Here is a 24,852-nt window from a genome sequence, read left to right as displayed (position 1 = left end):
TATCCAAATATGATCTGTTCCTGCATTACGTGCTGCGATCTAGCGCTGAAGCAATTGTCTGCGGCGGAAGTACATGAATCCCGCGCTACCTAGCGCCATCAGCATCATGCCCACAGCAGTGTAAGCCATTGTGCTCTCTTCACCTGTTTGTGGCAGCATTCCCTGAGATCCAGGACTTCCGTTTGGCTGTGATGCAGAATTTCCATTGCCCTGTGATCCATCTGTATCCGTTCCAGCAGGAGGTGCCAGTGCACCATCCCCATCCGGTGCATCTGTATCCCCAACAGGAGGTGCAGTGTCTTCACCGTTGGATACGCCTGGTGTCGGTGGCGCTACCCCGCCATCTTCATCTGTCGGGCTTTCGGTTCCTCCCCCAGACTCTGTAGGTTCAGTAACAACCGTGCCTGGAACCGATGGATTTGGTGTTCCTGGTTCCGGGTTTACTGGTTTCTCCGGATCTGGTGTTCCCCCCGTAGTAGGGGTTCCCGGATTATAAGGTCCACTCGATCCACCATCCGATACCGGGATAGCCTGATTCGTTTTTTCCACAACTACAGCTTCCGTTTGTATGTTCGTAATTTCAAATGGTACTGGTGTTGTGTCCAAGATATATCCGTTAGGCGCTTTTATTTCAACCAACTGATATTTATTGATATCCAGGTCTTTAAGTACAATTTCACCTTGTTGATTGGTTGTCAGTGTAGCTTCATCCAGACCTGTTACCTTGTGGAACTCCCAATTCCCATTGGCATCCATCAATGCAGTTTGAGCCCGTAATTCAAATACTGCTCCCTGAAGGTGCTGAGTTCGACCCGCATTGGTTTTAATCAATTTCACGGAACGATCATTTTCTTTATTTTCAATCGTCAATTGAGTTTCCGGTTTGATAATAGATACAAGCGTCTCTGGCTGTTCAATAACATAGCCTTCTGCCTTGGTCTCTACCAATGTATATGGACCATACGGCAAGTTATCAAATTCAATGATCCCATTGTTATTTGTAACCTGTGTGTCAACCACCGCATTAGTACTATTACGCAGTTCGAATTCGATTCCAGCTAACACGGATTGATCCTTGGCGTTTACTTTGGTCACCACCAGTTTGGCATTTGTGCCCTGCGTATTGGTATGTGTGAGCGTAACAATCTGAGTTTGATTGGTTACAATGGTAAGAGGTATGGGTGTTGAATCCAATTGATAGAATTCAGGTGCCTCGACCTCAATCAACTCATAATCCCCTGGCTCCAGATCTGTTGCTCCGATCTTTCCATCCTCACCCGAAGTTATCGTATCGATCAACTGGCTGGTTTGACCATTTTTCAGGTACAGTTCGAATGTTGCACCTTTTAGCGTTTTCGTGCTGTCAGCAGCATCCACCTTAGTTAATTCGAAGCCTTGACGAATCTTTTTATTTTCAATTTCAAAAGCAATATCCGCATCTTTGAACTCAATTGTTTTACCTGAGGCAGAGCCATATTCAGGATCAACCAAGTATCCTGCAGGTGCAGATAATTCTTTTAACTTATAAGGTACACCATTGGTCAGATTGTTTAATCGATAGTTTCTGGAGCTTTCAACTACTCCATTCTCGTCCGTTGGTTTCAATGTTTCCAGAAGCGTAGTTCCAGACGCATTATAGATTGCGAAGATCGCTCCTTCCAGCGGAACTCCGGTATCACTGACTTTGTGAATTCTGATTTTGCCTAAACCAGTGGAGGCTCCTCCACCTGCTCCAGCTAATGAAACTTTAATCCCCGCCTGATTGCCTTCCCCTACCACCGAAGAAGATTGGCCTGCAAATTCAACCTTATTCTCAATTCGGGCGCCATGATCGGCATTAATATAGGACTGATATTCCAAAATGAATGCAGTATGGATATCTTTCTTGAAGGTGAAGGTAAATGTATTGCCCTCCACAATCAATTCATAATCAGCAGGATCAACCAGTCCAGCTTTGTTGGATACATTGCCTGAATTGTTGGCAGGCAGGTTCGTTGCATATAATTTCAATGAATCAGCCAATAAAATTTGGTTCTCCGACAAGGTATCTGTTAATTGAGAACCCGCTGGAATATAAGATTGACTTGGATTGATATTTACCGTCCATGATGCTTTATCCGTTGTACCGATCTGTTGACCTGTTTTTTGTACATACACACCACCGTGAACTGGCGTGACGCTCGCTGATCGATTAAAGCGTACCTCACCATCCTCACCGTCGGTTAGAACAGCCTGGTTAGCATACGTGCCTTCGACGGAATAAGGTCCATCCAGGCTCGTTTGATACTGAATGCGATAAGCTGTTTTGCCGATGTTACCCAGATCCAATGTAAAACCTTTACCGTCCGGGTTCAGCTGGAATTGACCAGGTATGAGCGGAACCTCGCTACCTACAGCAGTAACGTTATTGGCTCCCTGTAACTCTAACTCATGAACTTTTAATGAACCGTCTACAAAAGATTGGTTACCCGTGTAGGCATCCTTGAGGATGGCTTCGTGAATATCAAACAAGTTGTAGTTTACATCAATTGTCCATGTGATCTTTTTGTCTTTGGCGCTGTATTCGCCCTTTTTGTTACCATTTTGAATGGTGTACTCTTGAGGTTTGACAACAGCAGATTTGGTAATCGCAGTCTGTGCTACATTGGATTCTTCCCAATCGATCTTGGCAGAGTTGCGATATTCATTATCCGTTGGCATACCTGCCGTCGGGTCAAAGCTTGTTGTATAGGTAATGACATGTTCCGTGTTAATTGTAACGCCGTCCTTCAGGCGAACGGAGAATCCATTTTCATACGTTGGATCAGCCGGGTCTGGAGTCAGTTCGAAGTCTTCTTTGTTAACCCCACTCACTTGAAGACTACCCGGAATCAGCTTCATGTGTCTGCCTTCGTAATTATCCGTGATGATGATATCCGTCATGTCCTGCAAATCACGGTTCAAAATAATCTGCCATTCGATTTCTTTTGTGTTGAAGTTTTCACTTTTTACACTCTTTGCAAAAATGACTTCCTGAATGTCTCTTCGGCCTGTTTTGGAAGTACCATCATACATGTTCACTGTGTTCGTAATGGTGTCGTTTGTATAAACACGATGAATGGATTGTGTATCATATTCGATCTCATAGGCCTTGGTAATATCGTTCTTAAAATGTAATCTGAAGCCATCATCGAACCCTGTACCCATCGCTTCGAGTGTGTATTCATTCGGATTGATCAGTATTCTGTTCGAAGCCGCTCCGCTTGCATTAATGTCCACTTGATACACTTTGACGGAATTGTTGATCAGTTGCTGTTTTGCCGTATCAAAGCGGTCTTCAATCCATGCATTCGTTTGCATGATTTCTTGCTGATTGTAGTTATATTGCACTTTCCATGTGATCGTCTGTGTCACCGGATCATACGCACTATCTTGCCCTGACTTGTTCAAAGGCTCATTAAAACTCACACGAACTCGGCCAATATCTGTTTCGTTGTGCTCACTCTGATCCGTTGTAAGCGCAACCTGGTTTTGATACTCCACGTTGGTGAACGGAGCAGTGGTTGGTGCTTTAACACTTGTCGTGTAGGTCACACGATAGGCCTTATCTGTATCCCCCAATTGGATTGGAAACTGTGGTTCCGTTTGAACTACTGGACCTGCTTTTACAGATCCATTCAATTGCACTTCCAATTCGCGAATTTCGATATTGCCCTTGAGTTCAAGGTTTGTTGGCAACGTATCTGTAAGAACCGCATTTTTCAAAGCCTTCTCGCCTTGGTTAAAATCTACGGTCCATTCAATTTCGTCGGAGTTGAAGTTGTTTTTGTTTGCGCTTCCCGATTTCTTCAACTTATCTACAGCTGTGTTGGCAAAATGCACATCAATGATGCCCTGCCCTACGGAACTAAAGTCTATCTGTTGTTTCAAGCCATCTTCCATCTTGCTCTCATCGAACTTAATCCACACGTAGAAGTTACCTTCCAGCTGCGCATGCTCGATCAGTTCATTAAAGGTAAAAATGATTGTGCCATCTGGATTCACCACATACTCCCCAACACCGCCATCCAGATTACCCTTAAGCTGCGATCCGATGATGAATTTATCGGGCAAGTTAAAGGTGAACGTAGAGCCATCGCTGTAGTTGTGGTTGTCATCTGCAAGTCCCCATGTAAAGACTACAGCCACCTCATCCTGAATGCGTGGTCGAATATCCTCGATTTTATCTCCTTTGACTTCAATAGTGCCATTCCCGTTGTCTTCTGGTACCTGATTGTACATCTGCACACTGGTAATCAATTGATCTGTAATTACCGGACCTGCAGCTGCCATTGCTAAACTGCTCTGGTTGAGGTTTCCCTTCCCCTCTTCTTCCGGAGTGGCTGCAACGTCAACGTTGTTCACCTCTTCCGAAACTGCCAAACCTTCTTCTGACGCTGTATCGCTGATTGCACTGGCTGGCAAATTAGTTAATTCATCCTGAGCGTGCATGGTTGGTGTAAATATCCAACCCTGCATCATTTGCGTGACCAGTAACAGAGCAATGATCACTATGCTCACTTTTTTCCTCATTTTTTGCATATCCTCCTCGTACGTAGTGTTGGCATACGCCGAAGATTAGAATAGCAAAGCGACATATACAAAAAATAGACAACACTAAAATCCTCGTTTTTGAACACAAAATTAAACGCAAAAAAGGATACCCCTCAAGCGGAGCATCCTGTTCAAACAATTGTTATAGTGTCCAGTTAATTTTGACGCGCAGATCTGTAGTACCTTCCATCTTGGACACATAATAAGATATCGATTTCATGCCAAGCTGGTACAAATCTTGCAAATCTTCAATCAGTCCAGCCTCCGTACCCTTGTACCTGAACGTGAGCGAGGTTCCGCCTTCCTTCAGTGTACTTTGAACCTTGGTCTTCAGCGCAGCATGGCCTTTGACGGCATCCTGTTCATCATACAGGGAATAGTCCAGAGCATGGTACAGCTTCTGATAAGCAGCTTTTTTGCTATCTCCGGCCTTCACCAGCTTTAATAAAGCTTCTCGATATGGGGCTGGCGCAGCGGGGTACTTGCTTTTGCCTGTCCAGATATGGTCACGTGCCATCTCATCATCGCTCAGCAAATAATAGCTGTGGCTCACCTTACCTTTGCGGTCAGGGGTAGGATCATCCCAGGTGGTGTCCATGTGGTACCACTTGCCGTCCAGGTTCACGATATTCCAGGCATGAAGCTGCCCACCCGCTGTACCTTCCACAATCCGGTTATCGATACCTACTCGCTCCAGCATCCGATATGCCAACAATGAATATCCCTGACAGACCGTACTGCCTGTTACAAGCCCGTCATAAGCCGTATATTTCTTCAACGAAGTATCGTAGGAAAGGTTAAGTACAATCCAATCATGGATGACCTTGACCTTCTCATGATCCGTCATGCCTGGTTTGATGATTTCTTTCAACACATTTGTGACTTTACGATTCACATAATCGGTCTGTTCCTTGGTCTCCCGGTAGGAGAGAGTCACATGTACTTCGGCCGACACATTGGAGCCTTTATAATTAAATGCATAACTTTTAACGGTATATTGGATATAGGGGTCACTCTTCATTGCCTCATCGATGGAGGTTTGTAATTGTTTTTTGAGGCCTTTCACATTGCCTTTGTATGTAAAAACAAGTTCCTCCGTTCGCTGTGACATTGCGGTAAGCAAGGTCTGGCGCAAATCTGTTGCCGTGGATATATCTGATGTCCCTGATGCAGCATACAGCTGATCCAGATCAACCGTACGTGGTAATGCTACAGCAATCAGACAGCCTGCCAGCAGTATGGTGATAATTCGTTTCCCGTTCTTACCCATGAAAGGAACCCACCCTTCTTTGCAAAGTTCTCACGCCCTATTGTATCACAAAAGGCTCTATCGTCATTCTTCTATATCATTTCAACTAAAGAATATTTACAAGAACACTCCGATGTCAGAACAACTTTCCGATCGCTGTTATCCCCAGATTTTTTTGATCCTTTATTCAAAAGGAAAAATCCGGTGATAGCGTATGCTTCCGACGTAGCTTTCTTTCAGAAAGCTTTTAGGCGCACGCTTCGCTTCCTCAAGTTATTTCTGACCTCTCCGTTATCGTGTAAATGTTAGTTGAAATGATTTAATTTTTGTAAAAATTAAATCAAAAGAGACCTTCTATGGAAGGTCCCTTTGATCTTCAGTTCAATGAATCACGATTACCCGTTATCTTCATCCTATGATTCGTTTGGTCACGATATGATTGATTCCTCGTCTAATACAGGCGATTACCACTCATAAACGTATCTGTCTTACCTTGAAGCTTCGCCAGCCGTTCCAATACTTGTGAAGCTTCAGCTACTGTCACTTTGCGTGCAGGCATGAATCGTCCTTCAATCGAAGGAAGTAATCCCAGCTTCAAACTCAGGGAAACAGCCCCTTTACTTGAAATGGCACTGGCATCCGCGATGTTCGGAAGATCCGATGGCAACGTGTAGAATCCGGCCAGCTTCTCATAGCGCAATATACGTACGAGCAACACTGCCAATTCTTCACGTGTCATCTCTTCCTGCGGATTCAAATTCTGTTCAGGGTCCGATCCGGCAAGCCAGCGTTGATCGATTAATGCCCGAACTGCCTTATAATACGGGCTATCAGGCGTCACATCAGCGTATAACTTGTCTTCTCCGTCCCCACTGTAGTACAGATCCATATTTGGATTAATCGCTCTTGCCAGATAGTTAAACCAATCTCCTCGGGTGATCACACGATCCGGGAATACACGTCCCTGCTCATCAGCAAGCAATACGCCATGCTGTGTCATATTGCGAAGAGCTGCTTCGGCCACATGCCCCAAGATATCCGTAGGTTCAGCCTTGGTTGCAGAGCTTGTGTCCCTGTATAAAAGCTTCCACTCTCCTGTGCTCGCATCCAGCACTTCATAATTGCCGTAGATCGAATGATCATCTCGTGTAGGCATATAAGCTAGGTTAACTCCCACCGGGATGACTTCACCGCTGTTCGTACCCCATCCACCGTAACGAGAATACGCCAGAACCAACTTGAACTCCTTCAGATAGATTGCCTTGGCCTCTTCGTAACTGATGGCTGGCTTAAGATCTGCCGGCAGTTGTTCAGACGTAGCCGCAATACGCGTATAGAACTCGTTAATCGTACCGTTGTTCAACACCTGTACTTGTGCCGTATCATCCTTAACCGGAATTCCGTTCAGATAACGCTGGAACAAAAATGTGCGAGCATCGTCCACCTCAATCACGTTAGCAAGCCGGAATTGCTCCGTTGCATCTGGAACTAGCGCAATGACCGTGTTCATCGCCAGTTTCTCAGCCTGCTTCCGCGTTACCAATTGGCCTGTCTTCTCTTCAGCAGGCTTCTCCTGTTCCATCTCCGGTCCCATTCGTTGCATCATCGTATAGCTGTATATCTGCCCGGTTACTGCATCTACCTGTGCTGAGATATCCCGCATGAACATATAGGACATATTGGCACTTCGATCGCTCCAGCTCAGACTCCATACCTGATTGTTCGGACTTGAGTAATGTCCCTTGCTCAACTGGCTATGTTCCAGCTTATAACCCTTGGGAATATCAAAGTTTGTTGCGACACGATTGGCGGCCTGCTGAACATTTAATCTCGTACCATTGGCCGGGACAAAAGGAGTCACATCACCTTTTAACTTCGTATCCTGCTGTAAAGAATCTTCATCTACAGCTTTACCTGTTAATGTATTAATCCGTTCCAACGTATTGGCTTCAATCGGAACGATACTGATATTTTTTGGTGTATATGCAAGGTAATACTGCTGACCCTGCTTGGAAGACAGACGATCTTTGGCGATATAAGCCAGTTCCACATCGAACTGTTCTTCAAACAGCTGTCTGGCCTTCTCTTCTGAAGATGCCGGTTTCGATGAGGGATACTTGGCTTCGGTAGTACCTCTTGAGTAACCTGTCACCAAACCACTTTCGTCCACATTAATGTAGACTGTCTCTGCGTCAGATAACAATCCGTCATGTTTTAACTGGTACCCGTATCGATACTCTGTTCTGCCAAACAATGACTGTTGTTCAATGGAAGAATACAGATCTCCAAGCGGAGCATATTCATTGTCCTTAAGACCTGGAATCGCTTGGTACAATAATGCCACGGCCTTTTCTTCAGCATCAGCTTTGGTTAGTTTCACATCCGATTCTGAGACATGTTTATCCAGGATATCTGACGGCAAATGTACACTTAACACTTCCCCTGTGCCTGCATGTACAGTTCCACTGAATCCCGACGTATGATTTCCTTGTGTAATCTGAAACCCGATCTCCCATGCCTTGTAGTCTGGCGGTGGATAGGAATTAGGTGAATCGAATCGTGCAGATGAGATTGTTGCTTTTTTTAACAATGGAAATAATTTCAGTATATTTTCACTGGCTTGCCTGGATGAGATTTTCGCTCCCTCAGGCACGTCATTGCTCGTTGCGTCTAGTTGTTCATTTTCCCCCGTTGTCGCTTCGGTCAACTGCTCTGCTTGCGCGGCTGATGCACTGCCTGCAAAACCTGGTGTTTGCGAAGCAAGCAGCAGTGTTGCCATCGCTGCGGTTGTTGCTTTGGTTGCGAACATTTTCATACGTAAATTAAACTTCCAATTCAAACTCAAATCTCGACCTCTCCCTTCAATTTCATACAAAGAAGCATAACAAATAACCTCGCATGAATATTGCCAGTCTATTCTATGATACCATAAGCTTCCTTTTTAATCGTCGTTTTCCGGGCAATTTTACAAATGTGAATTTCTGCATATTGCTAATAACAGCAAAAAAACGCCAACCACGTTGGCGTTTTCTCTGTTAGCCTGCACTCTTATGTAGGCTGATTCTACCTTATCAACTACTCGCTATAGACGAATCATTCGACTTCGCCTGACCTTGGACATGGGTTTTCAAAAAGGGAATAACGGTGTCCCAGAAGGCGGGATCTTCCTCGGAACAACTGTGTCCTCCGCTGTTGACCCATAGATGTTCAACAGGCGGATCGGCTTTGGACATAAAATATTCAAGCTCACTCGGGGGAATGAAATTATCTCCCTTGGAGTGCACCATAAGCATCGGCAGTTGCATCCCCCTGCGCCGTTCATTCAGCATCATCACCGGATCACGCTGACGATAGGATTTCAGAGATTCACCCAGTCGCCAGAACCAGATTCTCGGAATTAACTGGGCCAGTGGAAACAAGGGCAGACGCCGGCGTCTCAGCTCTGAACTGACGATCACCTCAAATTGCGAAGGCATCGAGTCCGTAATCACTGCTGATACAGGAATTCCCTCCGTCACTGCAAGAATCGTACCCAATCCCCCCAAAGAATGACCAAGCACTCCGATGGCATCCGCATCAATCTCTGGTCGTGCAGTCGTATACTGCAACGCCGCGAGCAGATCATCCCGGAACAGGTAGGCAGATGCAGCACGAACCGGATCACTGGCCCCATGACTACGCACATCATACATAAATAAGGCATATCCTGCTTCCCAGATCGGACGTGCGTAACGAAGAACACGGGAGCGATTGGAGCCCCAGCCATGTGCAATAATAACGAGCGGCCATGGTTTTGGAATGTCGGCTCTGGCCGGGATGAACCAGCCATGCACCCGACCTCCCCCACTGTCAAAGGTCACATCCTCAAATGGCATTGGGGGTGTCAGTGTGATTGGAATCTTCTTGGGTGTCTGGCTCTTTACCGCTGCCTTCCATAATCCACCTGCCGTTACTGCGGCCACGGCGAGCATGCCGCCTATCATTGTTTTAGCTTTCACATGGCATCTCTCCTCTCCGAATTCTGGCATACATCCATCATAAAACAATAGAATGAACGGCACGTTAAAGGACATCGGTTTTTATGATAAAGATTGATCCAACAATTAATTAAAGGTGCCTTCATATATATACCCAAATATACATATCCCTCATCTGACACTGGAGCCTAGGCTTCGGCTGCTTCCACAAATCTCCGTGCACAAGCTGCAATCTGCTCATGATCTCCTGCTACAAGAGCTTCTCGTGGTAAAAGTGCACTTCCCAGACCCACTGCAGCAGCGCCTGCTGCGTAATAATCGGCAATATTCTCCAGTGTAGCACCACCTGTTGCCAGCAGTGGAATATGATTCAGTGGGGCTTTGATCTCCCGCAGATACGGAATGCCCAGACTTGCCATCGGAAATAGCTTCACAACTCGTGCTCCCGCTTCATGAGCAGCGACAATCTCCGTAGGTGTCATGGCTCCAGGCCAGATCTCGACACCATGTTCTACAGCATATTCAATGACAGACAGATCGACATTGGGAGACACCAGAAATTGTGCTCCTGCTGCGACCGCTTCCTTCGCCATCTGCACATTCAGTACCGTACCCGCTCCAACAAAAGCCTTTCCTTCATGCCGCTCACGCCAGTCTGCAATAATATCATGTGCTCCAGGTGTGTTCAGTGTGACTTCCATCAGTCGGATTCCACCACCTGTCATACCTTGTCCAGCTGTTACTGCCGCTTCGCGGCTTATACCGCGCACAATCGCTACCAGTCTTGACTCCAATAGTACTTCCGTCAGATTCATATCCAGTTCCCCTTGCTTTATCAATTCGGCAGCCGAAGACAGGCAATCATGGTCACCGCTTTTCCGTTATTCATTATTGTAAAGCATATCCTCCCCTGGATGAAATACATTAATCCATTTCTGAAGTGAATGAGTGTTCCACGGACACTATGAAGTATTTTTATCATAACGCAAAAAAACCTCTTCATGGAAAACGGGATTAATTCACCCATTAAACTCCACAAAAGAGGCAGCATTTCAACCGAAAAATACTAAGCTTTTTCCAATACGTTATCCTTCTCCAAATCTTTAAAGTATCGATCGTTATATAACATGCTTGGATGTGTTGGATGATAGGCGAGTGCGATATCATTATGTTCCCGGGCCTTGGCACGGTTACCCATCCGGTCATAACACACACATAGTTGCAGATGCGGCATCCAGGTCCAGGCTGCTTCATTCAGCACCACCATAGGGTCATCAGGACGTACAGCACGAGTCGCCTGTTCGTACCAGAACAGGGCCTTGCGATAATCTTCACGGTCGGCAAAATAACCACCCAATCGACAGCAAATCTCGGCTCTTGGCAAATCATAGGCAAATGATCGGAACAACGCGGTGACTTCCTGTTCCGGATGTTCAAGTGCAGCTTCACAATCCGCAATTTTCTGGCAAGCAGCGATCTGATCTTCCACCCAGCCGAGCCCGGTATCCAGAAACTTTTCATAGTACTTCACCGCATCCTCATGCTGTCCATGGTCCTTCAGTTCATTACCGAAATAGTACAAGTCACGCGGCCCGAATTCTTCTCCGGCCTGTTCCCTTTTGCGATAGATACGCAGATTCCGATCGGTATACTCCTTATCTTTCTTGTGGGTAACCGCTATATCACTATGCAGCAGATTGCCCGCTACAGCCAGATATTCATGAACCGCGCCAATCCAGCGAAATTGCCGATCCCGACGCACCAGACGATTCCGGCGCAGGCTGTAGGCTACCTTGCCATCTGCTGTGAATGACAGATTGTAATCCATCGTGACACTATCCACATCCGGGTCCAGCGAACGTTTCAAGGCGATCAGTTTCGCACGATCTTCCGGTTCGAACACATCGTCAGCATCAAGCCACAGAATATATTCACTCTTCGCCTGATCGAAGGCAAAGTTGCGTGCTGCTGCAAAGTCATCCACCCATTCAAAATCAACGATACGATCCGTATATCTGGAAGCAATCTGACGGGTACGATCCGTTGATCCGGTATCCACGATTACAATCTCATCGGCAATACCATTGACTGAGTCCAGACATCTGGCGAGGGAAGCTTCTTCATTTTTCACAATCATACACAGGGTAATACTGATCGTCTCCTCACCTCGTCTCGCCCTACGATTAAAGGCAGATACCCCCGGCAGTTCGGACAATCGATAGATGTGGTACGCAGGGAAATGAGTATCGACGAACAAACGAAAACCCAGTGCCTGAGCACGGATGCAGAAATGACGATCTTCGCCCCAGAAGGATACATTGGGAATCTGGTCATACGAAACTCCTGCTGCCAGAACATTTTTGCGAATAAGGGTACATGCCCCTAGCCCTCCAACTTCATAACAACCCGGGATCCGCAGCTGATTTAGAAAAGCAGTCGTTTGCGTGCCCTCGTCTTCCGCCTCGGTTCCGTCTACTGTTTTGCCACCGCGGCGATACAGAGCATACTCATCCTGCAGCCATACCTGCGGCATTTCCCTGGCATCCGGCTGCCAGCGGGTCCAAAAGATATTGGATACAATGTCTTTGCCACTCGATACAAGTTGCTCCAGAGTCCGCGGATGCAGCACCAAGTCAGAATCAATCAGGAAAACCGCATCGTAGTGATTGTCGCGTGCATATTGCAATATGCGATTTTTCAAACCGGCTACACGCCAAATCTGCTCATCCTGCCAATAGTGTCCTCCCTCATCCTTGGTGTACACCCCTTTGTTGTCAGAACTACCGCTGCCGTGTTCATCTGCTTGAATAACCGTCCCTTCATGCTGAAGCAAAAATTCATGCAATATATTCGATGCGGCTTCTTCCACGTTATCGTCAACAAACAGATAATCCGTCTTCACTGTTGTTCGTTCCAGTGCATGCAGAGAATCCAGAAATTCACGGAGCACCGGAGTTGTCTGGCGAACCGGGCTGGCGATCAGTATTCTTTCCTGGCAAAGTTCTTCAAGCTTTTCCGATTGGCGGGTTTCCAGCGATTTATCAGAACGACTGGACGGTCGATGATTAATCTGGTTCTCTTTCTGATTCTCATTTGCGCTCTCATGTTGCTTCTCATTCTGATTCTCTTTCTCTTGGGAATTCGGCTCTGCTTGAGGTTTGAATTCTTCTTGCGATTTACGTAACGGGTCTTTCTTCAACGTGCTCACTCCCCCTCTCCTTATTCGAACCATGCCAACAGTCGTGGCTCTTGATCCAATATCGATTCATACTGTTCCTTCCAACCGTATCTTGCTTCAGGGTCTAGTGCTTGATAGCGTTCATATTTGCGGATGCGGTCTTCTTCCCGCGCCCACCCATAGTGCTTCACCCGGGGAGCATGACATCCATAGGACCAATGTTGGATCGTTAACGGAAAACGACCGCAATGCTGGGGTGTTTCCTTCCATTCATAGCTCATCCCCGGGTGATAACGAATCAGAAATGGCCGATAATAGGCATGCGCCTGCCAAAACTCATCTTCTCGGTAATGCGTCTCACTCCACATATCAAACAATCTGAAATAGATCGCATCCTCGTTGCCACTGAGCAGCAGATCCCGTACCACCCCAAAGTCACTGGTTAGAATCTCATCCGCATCCAGATTCAAAATCCACTCCGGATTGGTCGCCACCGTCTCTTCCCATTGTTGTTTTCTCAGGCTTACCTCGTCTGCAAAACGTGAAGCAGCGTTCTCCACTAATACGAGTGGAATACCGTCCAGAAGTTCCCTGCACAGCGCGACCGTTCCATCCGTGCTTCCGTCATCAATAATTACTGCGCGATCGATCCAGGAACGATGTCTCTCCAGTGCCTGCCTGAGATAACGATTCTCTTCATTACGAACGATCATCGACAAGGTAATATGTGGTCTTCCATGTTCCTCATGTCCATCCAAAGCTTCACCCCCATGCTCAAGCTTCTACCTATTAAAATGTCCGACACACGATGCCTGGACGGATCACAATCCTCTATTCTCAATCTATGCAGAGCCGGAATGCAGATATGCAGGACAAGGAAACCTTTCATGGGGTTAATCTTGATGAACGACAAAAAAGCACCCGCCTTCGCGGATGCTTTTAAATGTAATCATAAGATTAATGTAGTGAAATAAATGAATTAACGGTATTCAGCCAAACGATCATTGAGACTACGTGTCTGTCCATAAACTTTCTGATACAGTGCGAACAGTCCATCATAGACGGCAACCGTTTCCGGGTTTGGCTCATAGGACTTCGCTGGGTGAATAAACGCTGTTGCGCATTCCTGCAAGGACGAGAACCAGCCACAGCCATAGGCAGCCAGCATTGCTGCACCCATCGCAGGACCCTGTTCGCTCTCCAGCTTCACAATCGTAGCGTTAAAGACATCCGCCTGCATTTGCAACCAGGCTTCGTTCTTGGCACCGCCACCAATGGAGATGACTTCATTGACGGTTTTGCCTGCACCACGCAGAATATCAATGGACTCGCGCAGCGAGAAGGTAATGCCCTCCATCACCGCACGTCCAAAGTGCTCCAGCTTGTGTCCTGCATCCATACCGATGAAGCTGCCACGGATATTCGCATCCGGATGAGGTGTACGCTCCCCAACGATATATGGTGTGAACAACAATCCGTTGCTGCCCGCCGGAACCTGATCAATGCCCTGCAAGAGCACATCAAACGATTTGTCCGCTGCAAACGTATCCTTAAACCAGGACAGGCTGTATCCTGCGGCAAGCGTTACACCCATAATATAGAAGGCATCTTTCTCTCCATGGTTAAAAAAGTGTACTTTGCCTTCGAAGTCAAGATCTTTACGCTCTTCGTAGGAAAGCACAACCCCGGACGTTCCGATGCTGCACATCGTCTGTCCTTCACTCAGAATGCCTGCGCCAATGGCACCACAAGCATTATCCGCACCACCTGCATATACTTTCGTCGCAGCCGCCAGACCCGTTTGATCCGCAATCTCAGGCAGCAAGGAGCCCACTTCCTCAAACGATTCCACAAGACGTGGACAAAGGGAGATTGGCAGCTCGAATGCTTCTGCAATCTCTTTACTCCACTGTTTGCCTGCAACGTCCAGCAGCAAGGTACCCGCTGCATCCGAATAATCCATAGCGTAATCCCCGGTCAGGCGATAACGCACATAGTCTTTTGGCAACAAGAACAAAGATGCTTGCTGTAACAATTCAGGCTCGTTCTCCTGAACCCACAGAATTTTCGGCAAGGTGAATCCTTCCAGTGCACGGTTCCGGGCAATACTTAACAGCTTGCCATCCAGTACTTTTTCGATACGGCGGCACTGAGCCGTTGTGCGTGTATCGTTCCACAGGATTGCGTTACGCAGCGGTTTACCTTCAGCATCCACCAAAACCAGTCCATGCATTTGACCGGAGAAGCTCAATCCCTCGATTTCCGAAGGCTGCACGCCAGACACTTCGAGCAATTTACGCAAGGAAACAATGGTTTGCTCTACCCAATCTTCGGGATTTTGTTCACTGTATCCAGCCTTGGGCTGGTACAACGGATATGCCTCAGATGCTTCAAATGCCACTTTTCCTTCACGATTGACCAACACGGTTTTGACCGCGCTAGTTCCAAGATCGACGCCAATTACGTAACTCATAGGTTAACTCCTCTCGTTTATCACAGGTTATATCCACGAAAGATCCAAGTACACATGAAAGTCACTCCGTGATCAGAAAACCCTTGGATCGCCGTTACCCCCAGATTTCCTTTAATCCCTTTGAAAAGGGAGAAATCCGGGGATATGCCTATGCTTCCGAAGCCAGCTTTCTTTCAGAAAGCTCTTAGCGAACGCTTCGCTTCCTCGGGTCCTTTCTGCTCACTCCGTTTTGCATGCATGATCCTGGACACACATGGATATGAAACGAGTAAAACGTACTCGTTCTTATAACAGAAAGATTGATCCAATGACCTTGATTCGTCATTGGTTATAAATGAAACCTTGATGCTCATGTGGTCACTCCGTGATCAGAAAACCCTCAGATCGCCGTTACCCCCGGATTTCCTTTATACCCTTTAGCAAGGGTGAAATCCGGGGATAAGCCTATGCTTCCGAAGCCAGCTTTCTTTCAGAAAGCTCTTAGCGAACGCTTTGCTTCCTCGGGTCCTTTCTGCTCACTTCGTTCTGCATGTACCATCTTAGACAAACATTTATATCAAAAATTTAAAAAACGCGTTATTTGTTTAATCAAAAAACCGCCCCCGTCTTCCCAAGGGAAAGTCGGGGACGGTCCGAATGTCATGCTTGTTCAGGCGTTCCATGGTACAAGCTAATCTTGTGCATAGGCTAGTTTGGACACTAATGTCCAACCACATATGATTAACCATCGGTGGTCGACATGCACCCACCCTGCCTATCCGATATTAGTCAGCCAGGATGTACTGGTTGAGTTGCGCTCTCAGCAATTCCTGACGTCCGGATTGGTTTTTGCGTGGGCTTTCGTTGTTGAGTGCATACTCAGCAAGGGAAGCAAGTGTTGCTTTACCTGCAACCACATCTGCACCGATACCTTCGCTGAAGCTGCTGTAACGTTTTTCGATGAAGTCATCGAATACGCGATCTTCGATCAGTTTTGCTGCTACTTTCAGACCTTTTGCATACGTGTCCATACCTGCGATGTGTGCCAGGAACAGATCGTCTGCTTCGAAGGAACCACGACGTACTTTCGCGTCAAAGTTCACACCACCACGGCCGATACCGCCGTTTTTCAATACTTCATACATCGTCAATGTAGCATCGTACATATCAACCGGGAACTCATCTGTATCCCAACCGATCAACATATCGCCTTGGTTTGCATCGAGGGAACCGAGCATACCGTTTGTACGAGCTACGCGGATTTCGTGATCGAATGTATGACCAGCCAGTGTAGCGTGGTTGGCTTCCAGGTTGAGTTTGAAGTGTTTGTCCAAACCGTATTTTTGCAAGAAAGCAATGGAAGTTGCTGCATCATAATCATATTGGTGTTTCGTTGGCTCTTTTGGTTTAGGCTCAATCAAGAATTGTGCGTCAAAACCAATTTCCTTCGCGTAGTCTACAGCCATGTGGAACATGCGAGCAATGTTGTCTTGCTCCAGTTGCATGTCTGTGTTCAGCAATGTGTCGTAACCTTCACGACCGCCCCAGAATACATAGTTTTCAGCGCCCAGACGTTTACCCACTTCCAGACCTTTCTTGATCTGTGCCGCAGCGTGAGCATACACGTCTGCATTACAAGTGGAAGCTGCACCAAACATGAAGCGTGGGTTCGAGAACATGTTCGCCGTGTTCCAGAGCAGTTTTTTGCCGCTGGATTTCATATGATCTTCAATCAGATCAACGATTGTATCAATGTTGCTGTAGAACTCGCGCAGGTTGTTGCCTTCTGGTGCAATGTCCACATCGTGGAAACAGAAGAACGGCAGATTCATTTTTTCCAAAAATTCAAATGCCGCTTCCACGCGTACTTTCGCGAGGTCCAGACCTGAGTATTTATCCCACGAACGAACAGCTGTCTCCGCACCAAACGGGTCACTGCCGCCTGCAGTTAATGTATGCCAGTAAGCCATGCCGAAACGGAAATGTTCTTCCATCGATTTGCCGGCTACCACTTCTTCCGGATTATAATGTTTAAAAGCAAAAGGATTCTTGGAATCTTTACCTTCAAATGCAATTTTATTAACGGATTCAAAATAGGCCATGTGTAAAATGCCTCCTCAATAGTTTTAAGAAATCGTTTACACCGTTATCCTATCACATCGAATATACTTTGTCTATTGGTTAAACAAAGTAAAATAAAATTGTTTTTTACATGTTTGTTTACGCTATAATAGTCGAATAACTTGTTTCGGATGTGGGTCAGAACCCTTTTATCAGAAGAATAGGAGTGCCTTAACCATATGAAAATTACCGGAGACCAGATGCTGGTCAAAAAAATAAACAAGTCGATCGTTCTCGATACGATCCGGCGCCATGCCCCTCTTTCTCGCGCACGAGTGTCCGAGGTTACGGGGCTGAACAAAGCAACGGTATCCAACCTGGTTGCTGATCTGATCAGTGATGACCTGGTGCAGGAGATTGGCCCTGGTGAATCCAGCGGCGGACGTAAACCACTCATGCTGCTGTTCCGAGGGACATCAGGCTATGCAGTCGGTCTGGAACTCAGTGTGACCCATTTGAAAGGCGTGCTTACAGATCTGGAAGGACACATCATTACAGAGTACGCAGTGACCTTGGAACATCATGACGTCTCCTCTGTACTGGAGCAATTGAAATTGGCAGCAAAACAGCTCATTGAAGCTGCTCCTGCTTCCCCTCACGGTGTCATTGGCATCGGTATCGGAGTGCCCGGCATGGTGGATGAGGCAGGAACGGTCCTGTTTGCACCCAACCTGGGGTGGGAGAAGGTAGCTCTGCGCTCGATGCTTGAAGAAGAATTTGAACTGCCTGTAACGATCGATAATGAAGCCAATGCTGGTGCTCATGGAGAGTTGAATTTTGGGGCAGGTATCGGTGTCCGTCACATGATCTACATCAGTGCAGGCATGGGGATTGGTTCAGGCATCATGGTAGATGGTGAATTATACAAAGGCGCGTGGGGCTACGCAGGGGAAACAGGCCATATGTCCATTGAAGCGGAAGGTCTGCCCTGCTCCTGTGGTAATCGTGGTTGCTGGGAGTTATACGCATCGGAAAAAGCCTACGAGCACCCGGACCATCAGCTAAAATTACCTGCTCATACCACACGAGAGCTTATTCATCATGCGGAGCAAGGCCACGATACTGTTCAGGAATTATACAACACGATTGGACGCAAACTGGGGATTGGCATAACCAACATCGTTAACAGTTTCAACCCGGAACGTATTATCATTGGTGGTCCGCTTTCTGAAGCAGGTCCCTGGATTGAAACGTCGTTAAAACAGGTTGTCGAGGAACGTACATTACCTTATCACCGCCGCAGTTTGCAGATTGAATGGGCAGCTCTGGGCAGCCGTTCCACCCGCGTTGGTGCCGCTTACTCTGCGATATCCCAGTTTTTAGGAAAAATCAGAGTGTCTGTCTAATAACAGATGAAAATTGACATCATTTCGCCCCATTTCCTCCCTTTTTGTTAAAGAAATCCAGATGTATAATGGGGTTATGTGATTTTTGTCATGGCTGTGTGAATCAAGCTGTGTTAATTCCGATAACGAAACGGAGTGAAAAAAAGCGTGACCTACGTGGATACTTCAGATATCTCGGCGCAAATGTTTGTCACCGTCCTCCTGTTCCTGATTGTGCTTGCGCCCCTGTTCAGCCTTGGCATACTCCGATTGTTCCAGAGCAAAAAGAAGGCTGGTTTCATGTACATGCTGTCAGGATTGCTGGTGTATGTTGTATTTCAGACTTTCATGAGTATTTTTTTCTAGATGTAATTATTTGTTTTCATGCAAAATCCCCTTTCGCAGTTATTCATGGGTACACGTTATCATGTACTCTGAATTACGGACGCAAGGGGATTTTTCTACTTACCTATTTTAGCGTAACCGTGCTTACTTTTTGGAATTCTCTAGAGCGCGTTCTTCCATCATGTCGACAATATCCTGAATCTGGCCCATCACGGAGATCGGATCGGAGAAATAGAATTTGTAGCCATCAATTTCGTATAACTCATTGTCTTTGACTGCGTCTAGCGTTCCCCACACCGGATCACTTGCATAGTCAAACGATTCCGCTTTGGCATCCACGGCCATAAATATGTAATCACCAGCATATAATCCGGCGAGTTCATTGGAGATCGTAGCCCAGCCCACTTTTGGATCAACGCTGCGTCTCACGTTCTCGTTCATAGGCAAGTCCAATTCACCATGGATCGTTCTGCCCGTATGCGCATTACCATAAAGAGTGATGTCTTTGCTCAAGCCTCCGTCAAACACAGTAACGGTTTCTCCCTCTTTGATTATACTGCTTAAACTCTCCTTGGCCGAAGTCACCTTTTGTTCAAAATCGGTAAGCCATGCCGATGCTTCAGCCTCTTTCCCCAATATAACGCCAAGCTCTTTAACCTGATCACGAACGGGGGCCGAGTTGTCCAGAAAGACGGTTGGGGCGATTTTGGAATAAGCATCGTAACTTTTGGCATTACCTGTAACGATTAGGTCAGGGTTCAGTCCAGTTATTGCTTCAAGATTGTCCGAAATATCCTCGATACCGGAAACCTTGCCCTCCAGATAAGGGTTTTGCATGAATACGCCGTTACTTCCTACGGGTTTTACATTCAAGGCCAGAATATGACCCAAAAAGAAATCCGTTACGACACGCTGCGGATTAGCTGGCACTTCGACCTCACCCATGGATGTGTTCACTATACGTGTTGTCGCTTGGACATTTTCATTTGTATTAATATCGCTTGAACTGTTTACTTGGGAAGCTGGTGCTTTCGATTGAGCTGTACTTCCATCTCCTGTTGCAGCCCCTGTATTCCCTGAAGAACCGCCACTACATGCACTTAACAGCAACCCAAAAGCCATCAGTAAAGCCATTGGGACTCTCTTTATATTTTTCACCATTTCATCAGACCCTCCATCCAAATATTGATAATAATTATCATTATCATAAGATGGAATATAACACGGGCCTGGAGAGCCAACAATATGATTTCTTCCTGCTAAGGATATAACATCTTCCTCCTTGATTTGCTTCCGATACATCTGTGGAGAAATTCCGCTGTACTTTTTAAAGGCATTGCTGAAATAATACGCATCCTGATACCCGATAGATGATGCAATTACTCGTAACGGAAGCTTCGTCTCGGCCAATAGTTTATATGCTTTTTGCATACGTAGACGGATTAGACAGTCAATCGGTCCACGATTAAGCACTTGTTTGAAACAATTCGAGAGATGACCCGGACTCCGCCCCATCACCCCAGCCAAAGAATCCAACGTATGCGGTTTTGCATAGTTCTGCAACAGGTACTCCAAAGTCTGTATGACCAACTCGACTGGACTGGCCGTTTTGACGACCGGAGACTGTAAATAGTATTGTTCCACCATATGATAAACCCATTGATAGAAAGATGCCTTAAGTTGAAGCGGAACCGAAGGCCCCTCCTGCTGCCGGGTCTCTAACATACGATCTGCAATTTCATATAACATCATTGGCTGCGCTAGTGTCACACGATATGTAATGTGAGTTGGATCTTTGTGTTCATCTACAAACAGCGGCTCATCGCCGGACGTTGACTGCCGTTCTGCTTTATACGAAATTAGTATATACTCTGCTCCGTCTGAACCTGCGTTAACTTCAAACAGACTTTTGGAAGGAGCATGAATAATCTCAAAAGGATGGATGGAATAGGTCTTCTGATTAAGCAATACCAGTAAGTTCCCTCTCTTTATACAGAAAAAACTGCTGGACTGCATCGTGAATAATGTTCTTTCACCCTTTGCAAGAATAGCACGTTCAACATGGATATCTCGTATAATTGCCTGTTCCCAGAAGCGAAAATGCTCCTCCTGATCTATAATCATGCTGCTTGTTCACCTCAATTATGCTCTGCGACTTAAGAAAATGATATCGCACTTCTGTACATCGGACAATTCCGAATGATAATTCATTGCGCCATCATCTTAGAACTTCACGTTGCTTGCGATCAGTTAAATATCCGTTCATTACACTCAGAGTAAATGCACAAAAAACCGTACCCTTCCGGGTACGGTTCTTTCTATATCCTAACGGCTCGCGAAAACCGGAATTGCATATGAATCGAAAATTTCTTTCAACACATGATAATTCAGATAATAAGCCTGATTTAAGCGTCCAATGCTTTGGCAAATTGAGTTTTGTTCATACCCAGAATGCGGTGTTCACCAATTACAGTCAATGGCACGGCACGTACACCCATATCCCATACTTGTTGTGCAAATTCATCGCTAGTTTCGATGTTGCGCTCCTCATAAGAGATACCTTTGTCAGCCAGGAACGTTTTTACGGATTTGCAGTTCGGGCAGTTCGTTGATGTATATACAATTACGTTTTCCATGTTTAATTCACCTCATATGGTTTTATATTAATCTATAGTTTGGTTGAAATCAGCTCATTCTATTACAGAACAACTGCGCTGTGCTCCAAGCTCTCAATGTATTTCTCTGTGTCCATGGCAGCCATACATCCGCTACCTGCAGCTGTAATCGCTTGTTTGTAACGTGTATCCTGTACGTCACCACATGCAAATACGCCTGGGATGTTTGTCTCGGATGTACCTGGTGTAGTCAGGATATATCCATGTTCGTCCGTAGTGATCTGTCCGCCAAGGAAACCAGTGTTTGGTGTGTGACCGATCGCTACGAATACGCCGCTTGCCGGAATCACTTCTTCTTCACCTGTTTCGTTGTTCAACACTTTCAATCCGGTTACGCCGTTGTCGCCAGCAAGTACTTCGAGTGGTGTACGGTTCAAAGCCATTTCTACTTTTTCGTTGCTACGTGCACGATCCTGCATGATTTTGGAGCCACGCAGTTCTTCACGACGGTGTACCAGTGTTACTTTGGAACCAAAACGGGACAGGAAGCTTGCTTCCTCAAGAGCAGAGTCACCACCGCCGATGACGATGATTTCTTTGTTACGGAAGAAGAATCCATCACATGTTGCACATGTGCTGACACCACGGCCCACATTCGTTTCTTCTCCAGGAATACCGAGGTATTTAGCAGATGCGCCTGTAGACAGGATCAATGTTTCCGATACGAGTTCACCCATACCTTCAACTTGAATCTTAAATGGACGCTCGCTCATATCGATGTTGTTCACCCAGCCTGTGCGGAATTCAGCACCGAAGCGCTCAGCTTGTTTACGCATGTTATCCATTAGTTCAGGACCCATAATACCATCAGGGAAACCTGGGAAGTTCTCCACTTCAGTCGTTGTTGTCAGTTGGCCACCAGGTTGTGGTCCTTCAATAACGAGTGGGTTCAAGTTGGCACGTGCCAGATAGATTGCTGCTGTCAGCCCTGCAGGGCCTGTTCCAATAATAATTGATTTATACATGTATAGTTCCTCCCCCGGGTTCTGCAAAAAGGTTAGACCCTCCGGCATCAAAAGCTTAGGCTTTTGCATACACTAGAACGAAAAGCCCACATCATGTCCACAAGACCTGCCTGTGATATGACAATGGCCCTATGCAGAAACGGAATTCTAATTTATAATCATTCTAATCTGTTGTTCATTATGATCTCTTTTATGTACGGTGTCAATGCTCGGCAGCGATTATGAAGAAGTCTTCATCAGGAGGGAAAATGGAAGCATGAACGATGCACTCATTGGCAGTTTTATATCAGCCATGTCTACCGGCCTAGGGGCCGTACCGATTCTATTTATGCGCAAAATATCGCACCGTCTGCGTGATATCTTGCTGGCATACGCCGCTGGTATTATGACCTCGGCCTCGGTGTATAATCTCATTCCGGAAGCGCTTGGCCAATCAAATCTCTTTGTACTTGCATTTGGTATTATGCTGGGTAGCCTGGTTCTACTGGTGCTGGAGATGAAGATTCCACACGTCGATCTGGAGAATCCCGAGAAAATGCCTTTTAAAATTGAAACCAAAGCCTTCATGATTATTGCAGCCATCACCATGCACAACCTGCCGGAAGGGTTATCCGTTGGCGTCAGCTATGCAAGCTCGGATGAGAACCTGGGCAATCTCATTGCCTTTTCCATCGGATTGCAGAATGCGCCGGAAGGATTCCTGGTAGCCCTCTTTCTTGTGAACCAGAACATTGGCCGCTTCAAAGCACTGGGTATTGCCACCCTGACCGGAGCGGTAGAGATTATAACAGCTATGATTGGTTACACCTTGAGCAGTCTCGTAGCTGGTCTTGTGCCTTATGGTCTGGCCTTTGCAGCCGGTGCGATGATGTTTATTGTTTACAAGGAACTTATTCCCGAGAGTCACGGCGATGGCAATGCACGTGTGGCGACGATGTCCTTTTTGCTCGGACTCATCACGATGATTGGTCTTACCGAATTGTTTTAATTGAAGACTAAAGAACCCGGCGATCAGTCCAAGACTGTCGACCGGGTTCTTTGTTTAGCCACAAATGAAGATTCCATGAAATTACTGGGATCGCCTGTCAGAGGCATTATGTCCTCTCCTGATCAGGATTGGATGAAACGTATCAGTTCCGAATTGAATTTCTCCAATTCATCATAGAATGCACCATGACCGCTCTCTTCAAAAGCAATCAGTTGAGACGAAGCGATGCCCTTGTGCATCTGCTCGGCGAAGTCAAACGGACAGATCTCATCCTTTTTCCCGTGCAAAATGGCTGTTGGCACCTGAATGGAACTCAGTTCACCTCGCAAGTCCTCATCGCGCAACGCAATTGCACTGCGAATAGTACCATAGGATGAAGCCTCCATGCCAAGCGCATGGAACCAATCCATGAATGGCTGGCTGTGTTTCTTAGCAAAGAACATGCCGCCAAACGTCTCCAGTAACTTCGGACGATCTGCAAAGATCGGCTCAATGATCTGCTCGTTCAGCTGCTCTGGGGTCAATCCATATGGATATCCCTCACGCTGTGTGAACACAGGGGCTGCCGCAGATAACAAGGCCAGCTTGGAGACACCATGTCCCTTATGGCGAGCCATGTAATGAACTGCGATCGCTCCACCCATGGAGAACCCTGCAAGTACCGCGTCTTTCAGCTCCAGCTCATCGATAACGGCACGAACATCGTCTGCCATGCGATCATAATCATATCCTGTGGAAGGCTTATCCGATAAGCCATATCCTCTAAAATCTATCGCGATGGCACGAATGCCATGGTTCGGAAGTACGTTCAATTGGTATTCAAACATTTTATAATTAACAGGCCAGCCGTGCAAAAAGACAACCGGGGTGCCTTCGCCAATATCTTCAACATATACTTTTACATTTGGTTCCACTTGTACATAACGTCCCATATTTCACAGCTCCCTTATTATCGAATCGTCTCTTCGAATCATTACCCGCTGACCCAAGGTTCAAACGTGAGCC

Annotated in this window: 16 protein-coding genes; 3 read left to right on the top strand and 13 right to left on the bottom strand. The window is 46.4% G+C overall.

Annotated features, from left to right (window positions below):
* Window positions 1-39: 39 nt before the first annotated feature.
* The 9 genes from NSQ38_RS09865 to xylA all read right to left on the bottom strand — a co-directional run bounded on the left by NSQ38_RS09865 (window position 40) and on the right by xylA (window position 17,530).
* The gene (locus NSQ38_RS09865) at window positions 40-4,551 is read right to left on the bottom strand and encodes a collagen binding domain-containing protein (protein WP_339788871.1); all 4,512 of its coding nucleotides are present in this window, start codon (window positions 4,549-4,551) and stop codon (window positions 40-42) included.
* 163 nt (window positions 4,552-4,714) lie between these two features.
* Window positions 4,715-5,842, bottom strand: coding sequence for a transglutaminase domain-containing protein (locus tag NSQ38_RS09860; protein ID WP_062836448.1), 1,128 nt, complete (start codon window positions 5,840-5,842; stop codon window positions 4,715-4,717).
* A gap of 430 nt (window positions 5,843-6,272) precedes the next feature.
* Window positions 6,273-8,666 (bottom strand): YcdB/YcdC domain-containing protein, encoded by a 2,394-nt coding sequence (locus NSQ38_RS09855; RefSeq protein WP_339788869.1) that lies wholly within the window; start codon window positions 8,664-8,666, stop codon window positions 6,273-6,275.
* A 226-nt stretch (window positions 8,667-8,892) separates the two neighbouring features.
* Window positions 8,893-9,819 (bottom strand): alpha/beta fold hydrolase, encoded by a 927-nt coding sequence (locus NSQ38_RS09850; protein ID WP_315939679.1) that lies wholly within the window; start codon window positions 9,817-9,819, stop codon window positions 8,893-8,895.
* A gap of 167 nt (window positions 9,820-9,986) precedes the next feature.
* Window positions 9,987-10,613, bottom strand: a complete 627-nt coding sequence (locus NSQ38_RS09845) for a bifunctional 4-hydroxy-2-oxoglutarate aldolase/2-dehydro-3-deoxy-phosphogluconate aldolase (protein ID WP_339788867.1) — start codon at window positions 10,611-10,613, stop codon at window positions 9,987-9,989.
* A 251-nt stretch (window positions 10,614-10,864) separates the two neighbouring features.
* Window positions 10,865-13,006: a glycosyltransferase gene (locus NSQ38_RS09840; protein WP_339788865.1), complete on the bottom strand. Its 2,142-nt coding sequence runs from the start codon at window positions 13,004-13,006 to the stop codon at window positions 10,865-10,867.
* Between the two features lie 11 nt (window positions 13,007-13,017).
* Entirely contained in the window at window positions 13,018-13,734 is a 717-nt protein-coding gene (locus tag NSQ38_RS09835) for a glycosyltransferase family 2 protein (RefSeq protein ID WP_339788863.1), read from the bottom strand.
* A gap of 221 nt (window positions 13,735-13,955) precedes the next feature.
* On the bottom strand, window positions 13,956-15,449 hold the full coding sequence (gene xylB / locus NSQ38_RS09830; protein ID WP_339788860.1) for a xylulokinase: 1,494 nt from the start codon (window positions 15,447-15,449) through the stop codon (window positions 13,956-13,958).
* A gap of 764 nt (window positions 15,450-16,213) precedes the next feature.
* On the bottom strand, window positions 16,214-17,530 hold the full coding sequence (gene xylA / locus NSQ38_RS09825; protein WP_036606941.1) for a xylose isomerase: 1,317 nt from the start codon (window positions 17,528-17,530) through the stop codon (window positions 16,214-16,216).
* Between the two features lie 198 nt (window positions 17,531-17,728).
* Between xylA and NSQ38_RS09820 the strand changes: the two genes are divergently transcribed.
* Entirely contained in the window at window positions 17,729-18,895 is a 1,167-nt protein-coding gene (locus NSQ38_RS09820; RefSeq protein WP_036668027.1) for an ROK family protein, read from the top strand.
* Window positions 18,896-19,042: 147 nt separating this feature from the next.
* Window positions 19,043-19,240 (top strand): hypothetical protein, encoded by a 198-nt coding sequence (locus NSQ38_RS09815; RefSeq protein WP_017692236.1) that lies wholly within the window; start codon window positions 19,043-19,045, stop codon window positions 19,238-19,240.
* A 123-nt stretch (window positions 19,241-19,363) separates the two neighbouring features.
* On the opposite strand, the gene NSQ38_RS09810 is transcribed toward NSQ38_RS09815, so the two are convergent.
* From NSQ38_RS09810 to trxB, 3 genes are all read right to left on the bottom strand, one after another.
* The gene (locus NSQ38_RS09810; protein ID WP_339788857.1) at window positions 19,364-21,343 is read right to left on the bottom strand and encodes an AraC family transcriptional regulator; all 1,980 of its coding nucleotides are present in this window, start codon (window positions 21,341-21,343) and stop codon (window positions 19,364-19,366) included.
* Window positions 21,344-21,624: 281 nt separating this feature from the next.
* Window positions 21,625-21,855, bottom strand: coding sequence for a glutaredoxin family protein (locus NSQ38_RS09805; RefSeq protein ID WP_036668031.1), 231 nt, complete (start codon window positions 21,853-21,855; stop codon window positions 21,625-21,627).
* 62 nt (window positions 21,856-21,917) lie between these two features.
* Window positions 21,918-22,859, bottom strand: coding sequence for a thioredoxin-disulfide reductase (trxB, locus tag NSQ38_RS09800; protein WP_036668032.1), 942 nt, complete (start codon window positions 22,857-22,859; stop codon window positions 21,918-21,920).
* A gap of 256 nt (window positions 22,860-23,115) precedes the next feature.
* Between trxB and NSQ38_RS09795 the strand changes: the two genes are divergently transcribed.
* Window positions 23,116-23,847: a ZIP family metal transporter gene (locus NSQ38_RS09795; protein WP_036606933.1), complete on the top strand. Its 732-nt coding sequence runs from the start codon at window positions 23,116-23,118 to the stop codon at window positions 23,845-23,847.
* Window positions 23,848-23,969: 122 nt separating this feature from the next.
* Here NSQ38_RS09795 and NSQ38_RS09790 read toward each other — a convergent pair whose 3' ends face one another.
* The gene (locus NSQ38_RS09790) at window positions 23,970-24,779 is read right to left on the bottom strand and encodes an alpha/beta hydrolase (protein ID WP_036668033.1); all 810 of its coding nucleotides are present in this window, start codon (window positions 24,777-24,779) and stop codon (window positions 23,970-23,972) included.
* Window positions 24,780-24,852 lie beyond the last annotated feature (73 nt).

The organism is Paenibacillus sp. FSL R7-0313 (assembly GCF_037969885.1).
GTDB lineage: Bacteria > Bacillota > Bacilli > Paenibacillales > Paenibacillaceae > Paenibacillus.
This window is presented reverse-complemented; position numbering and strand designations above follow the sequence as displayed.

What these genes read in the sequence shown, in the direction of transcription:
- NSQ38_RS09865 (WP_339788871.1), bottom strand. Translation starts at nt 4,551, where the DNA reads ATGAGGAAAAAAGTGAGCATAGTGATCATTGCTCTGTTACTGGTCACG.
- NSQ38_RS09860 (WP_062836448.1), bottom strand. Translation starts at nt 5,842, where the DNA reads ATGGGTAAGAACGGGAAACGAATTATCACCATACTGCTGGCAGGCTGT.
- NSQ38_RS09845 (WP_339788867.1), bottom strand. Translation starts at nt 10,613, where the DNA reads ATGAATCTGACGGAAGTACTATTGGAGTCAAGACTGGTAGCGATTGTG.
- xylB (WP_339788860.1), bottom strand. Translation starts at nt 15,449, where the DNA reads ATGAGTTACGTAATTGGCGTCGATCTTGGAACTAGCGCGGTCAAAACC.
- xylA (WP_036606941.1), bottom strand. Translation starts at nt 17,530, where the DNA reads ATGGCCTATTTTGAATCCGTTAATAAAATTGCATTTGAAGGTAAAGAT.
- NSQ38_RS09820 (WP_036668027.1), top strand. Translation starts at nt 17,729, where the DNA reads ATGAAAATTACCGGAGACCAGATGCTGGTCAAAAAAATAAACAAGTCG.
- NSQ38_RS09810 (WP_339788857.1), bottom strand. Translation starts at nt 21,343, where the DNA reads ATGATTATAGATCAGGAGGAGCATTTTCGCTTCTGGGAACAGGCAATT.
- NSQ38_RS09805 (WP_036668031.1), bottom strand. Translation starts at nt 21,855, where the DNA reads ATGGAAAACGTAATTGTATATACATCAACGAACTGCCCGAACTGCAAA.
- trxB (WP_036668032.1), bottom strand. Translation starts at nt 22,859, where the DNA reads ATGTATAAATCAATTATTATTGGAACAGGCCCTGCAGGGCTGACAGCA.
- NSQ38_RS09795 (WP_036606933.1), top strand. Translation starts at nt 23,116, where the DNA reads ATGAACGATGCACTCATTGGCAGTTTTATATCAGCCATGTCTACCGGC.
- NSQ38_RS09790 (WP_036668033.1), bottom strand. Translation starts at nt 24,779, where the DNA reads ATGGGACGTTATGTACAAGTGGAACCAAATGTAAAAGTATATGTTGAA.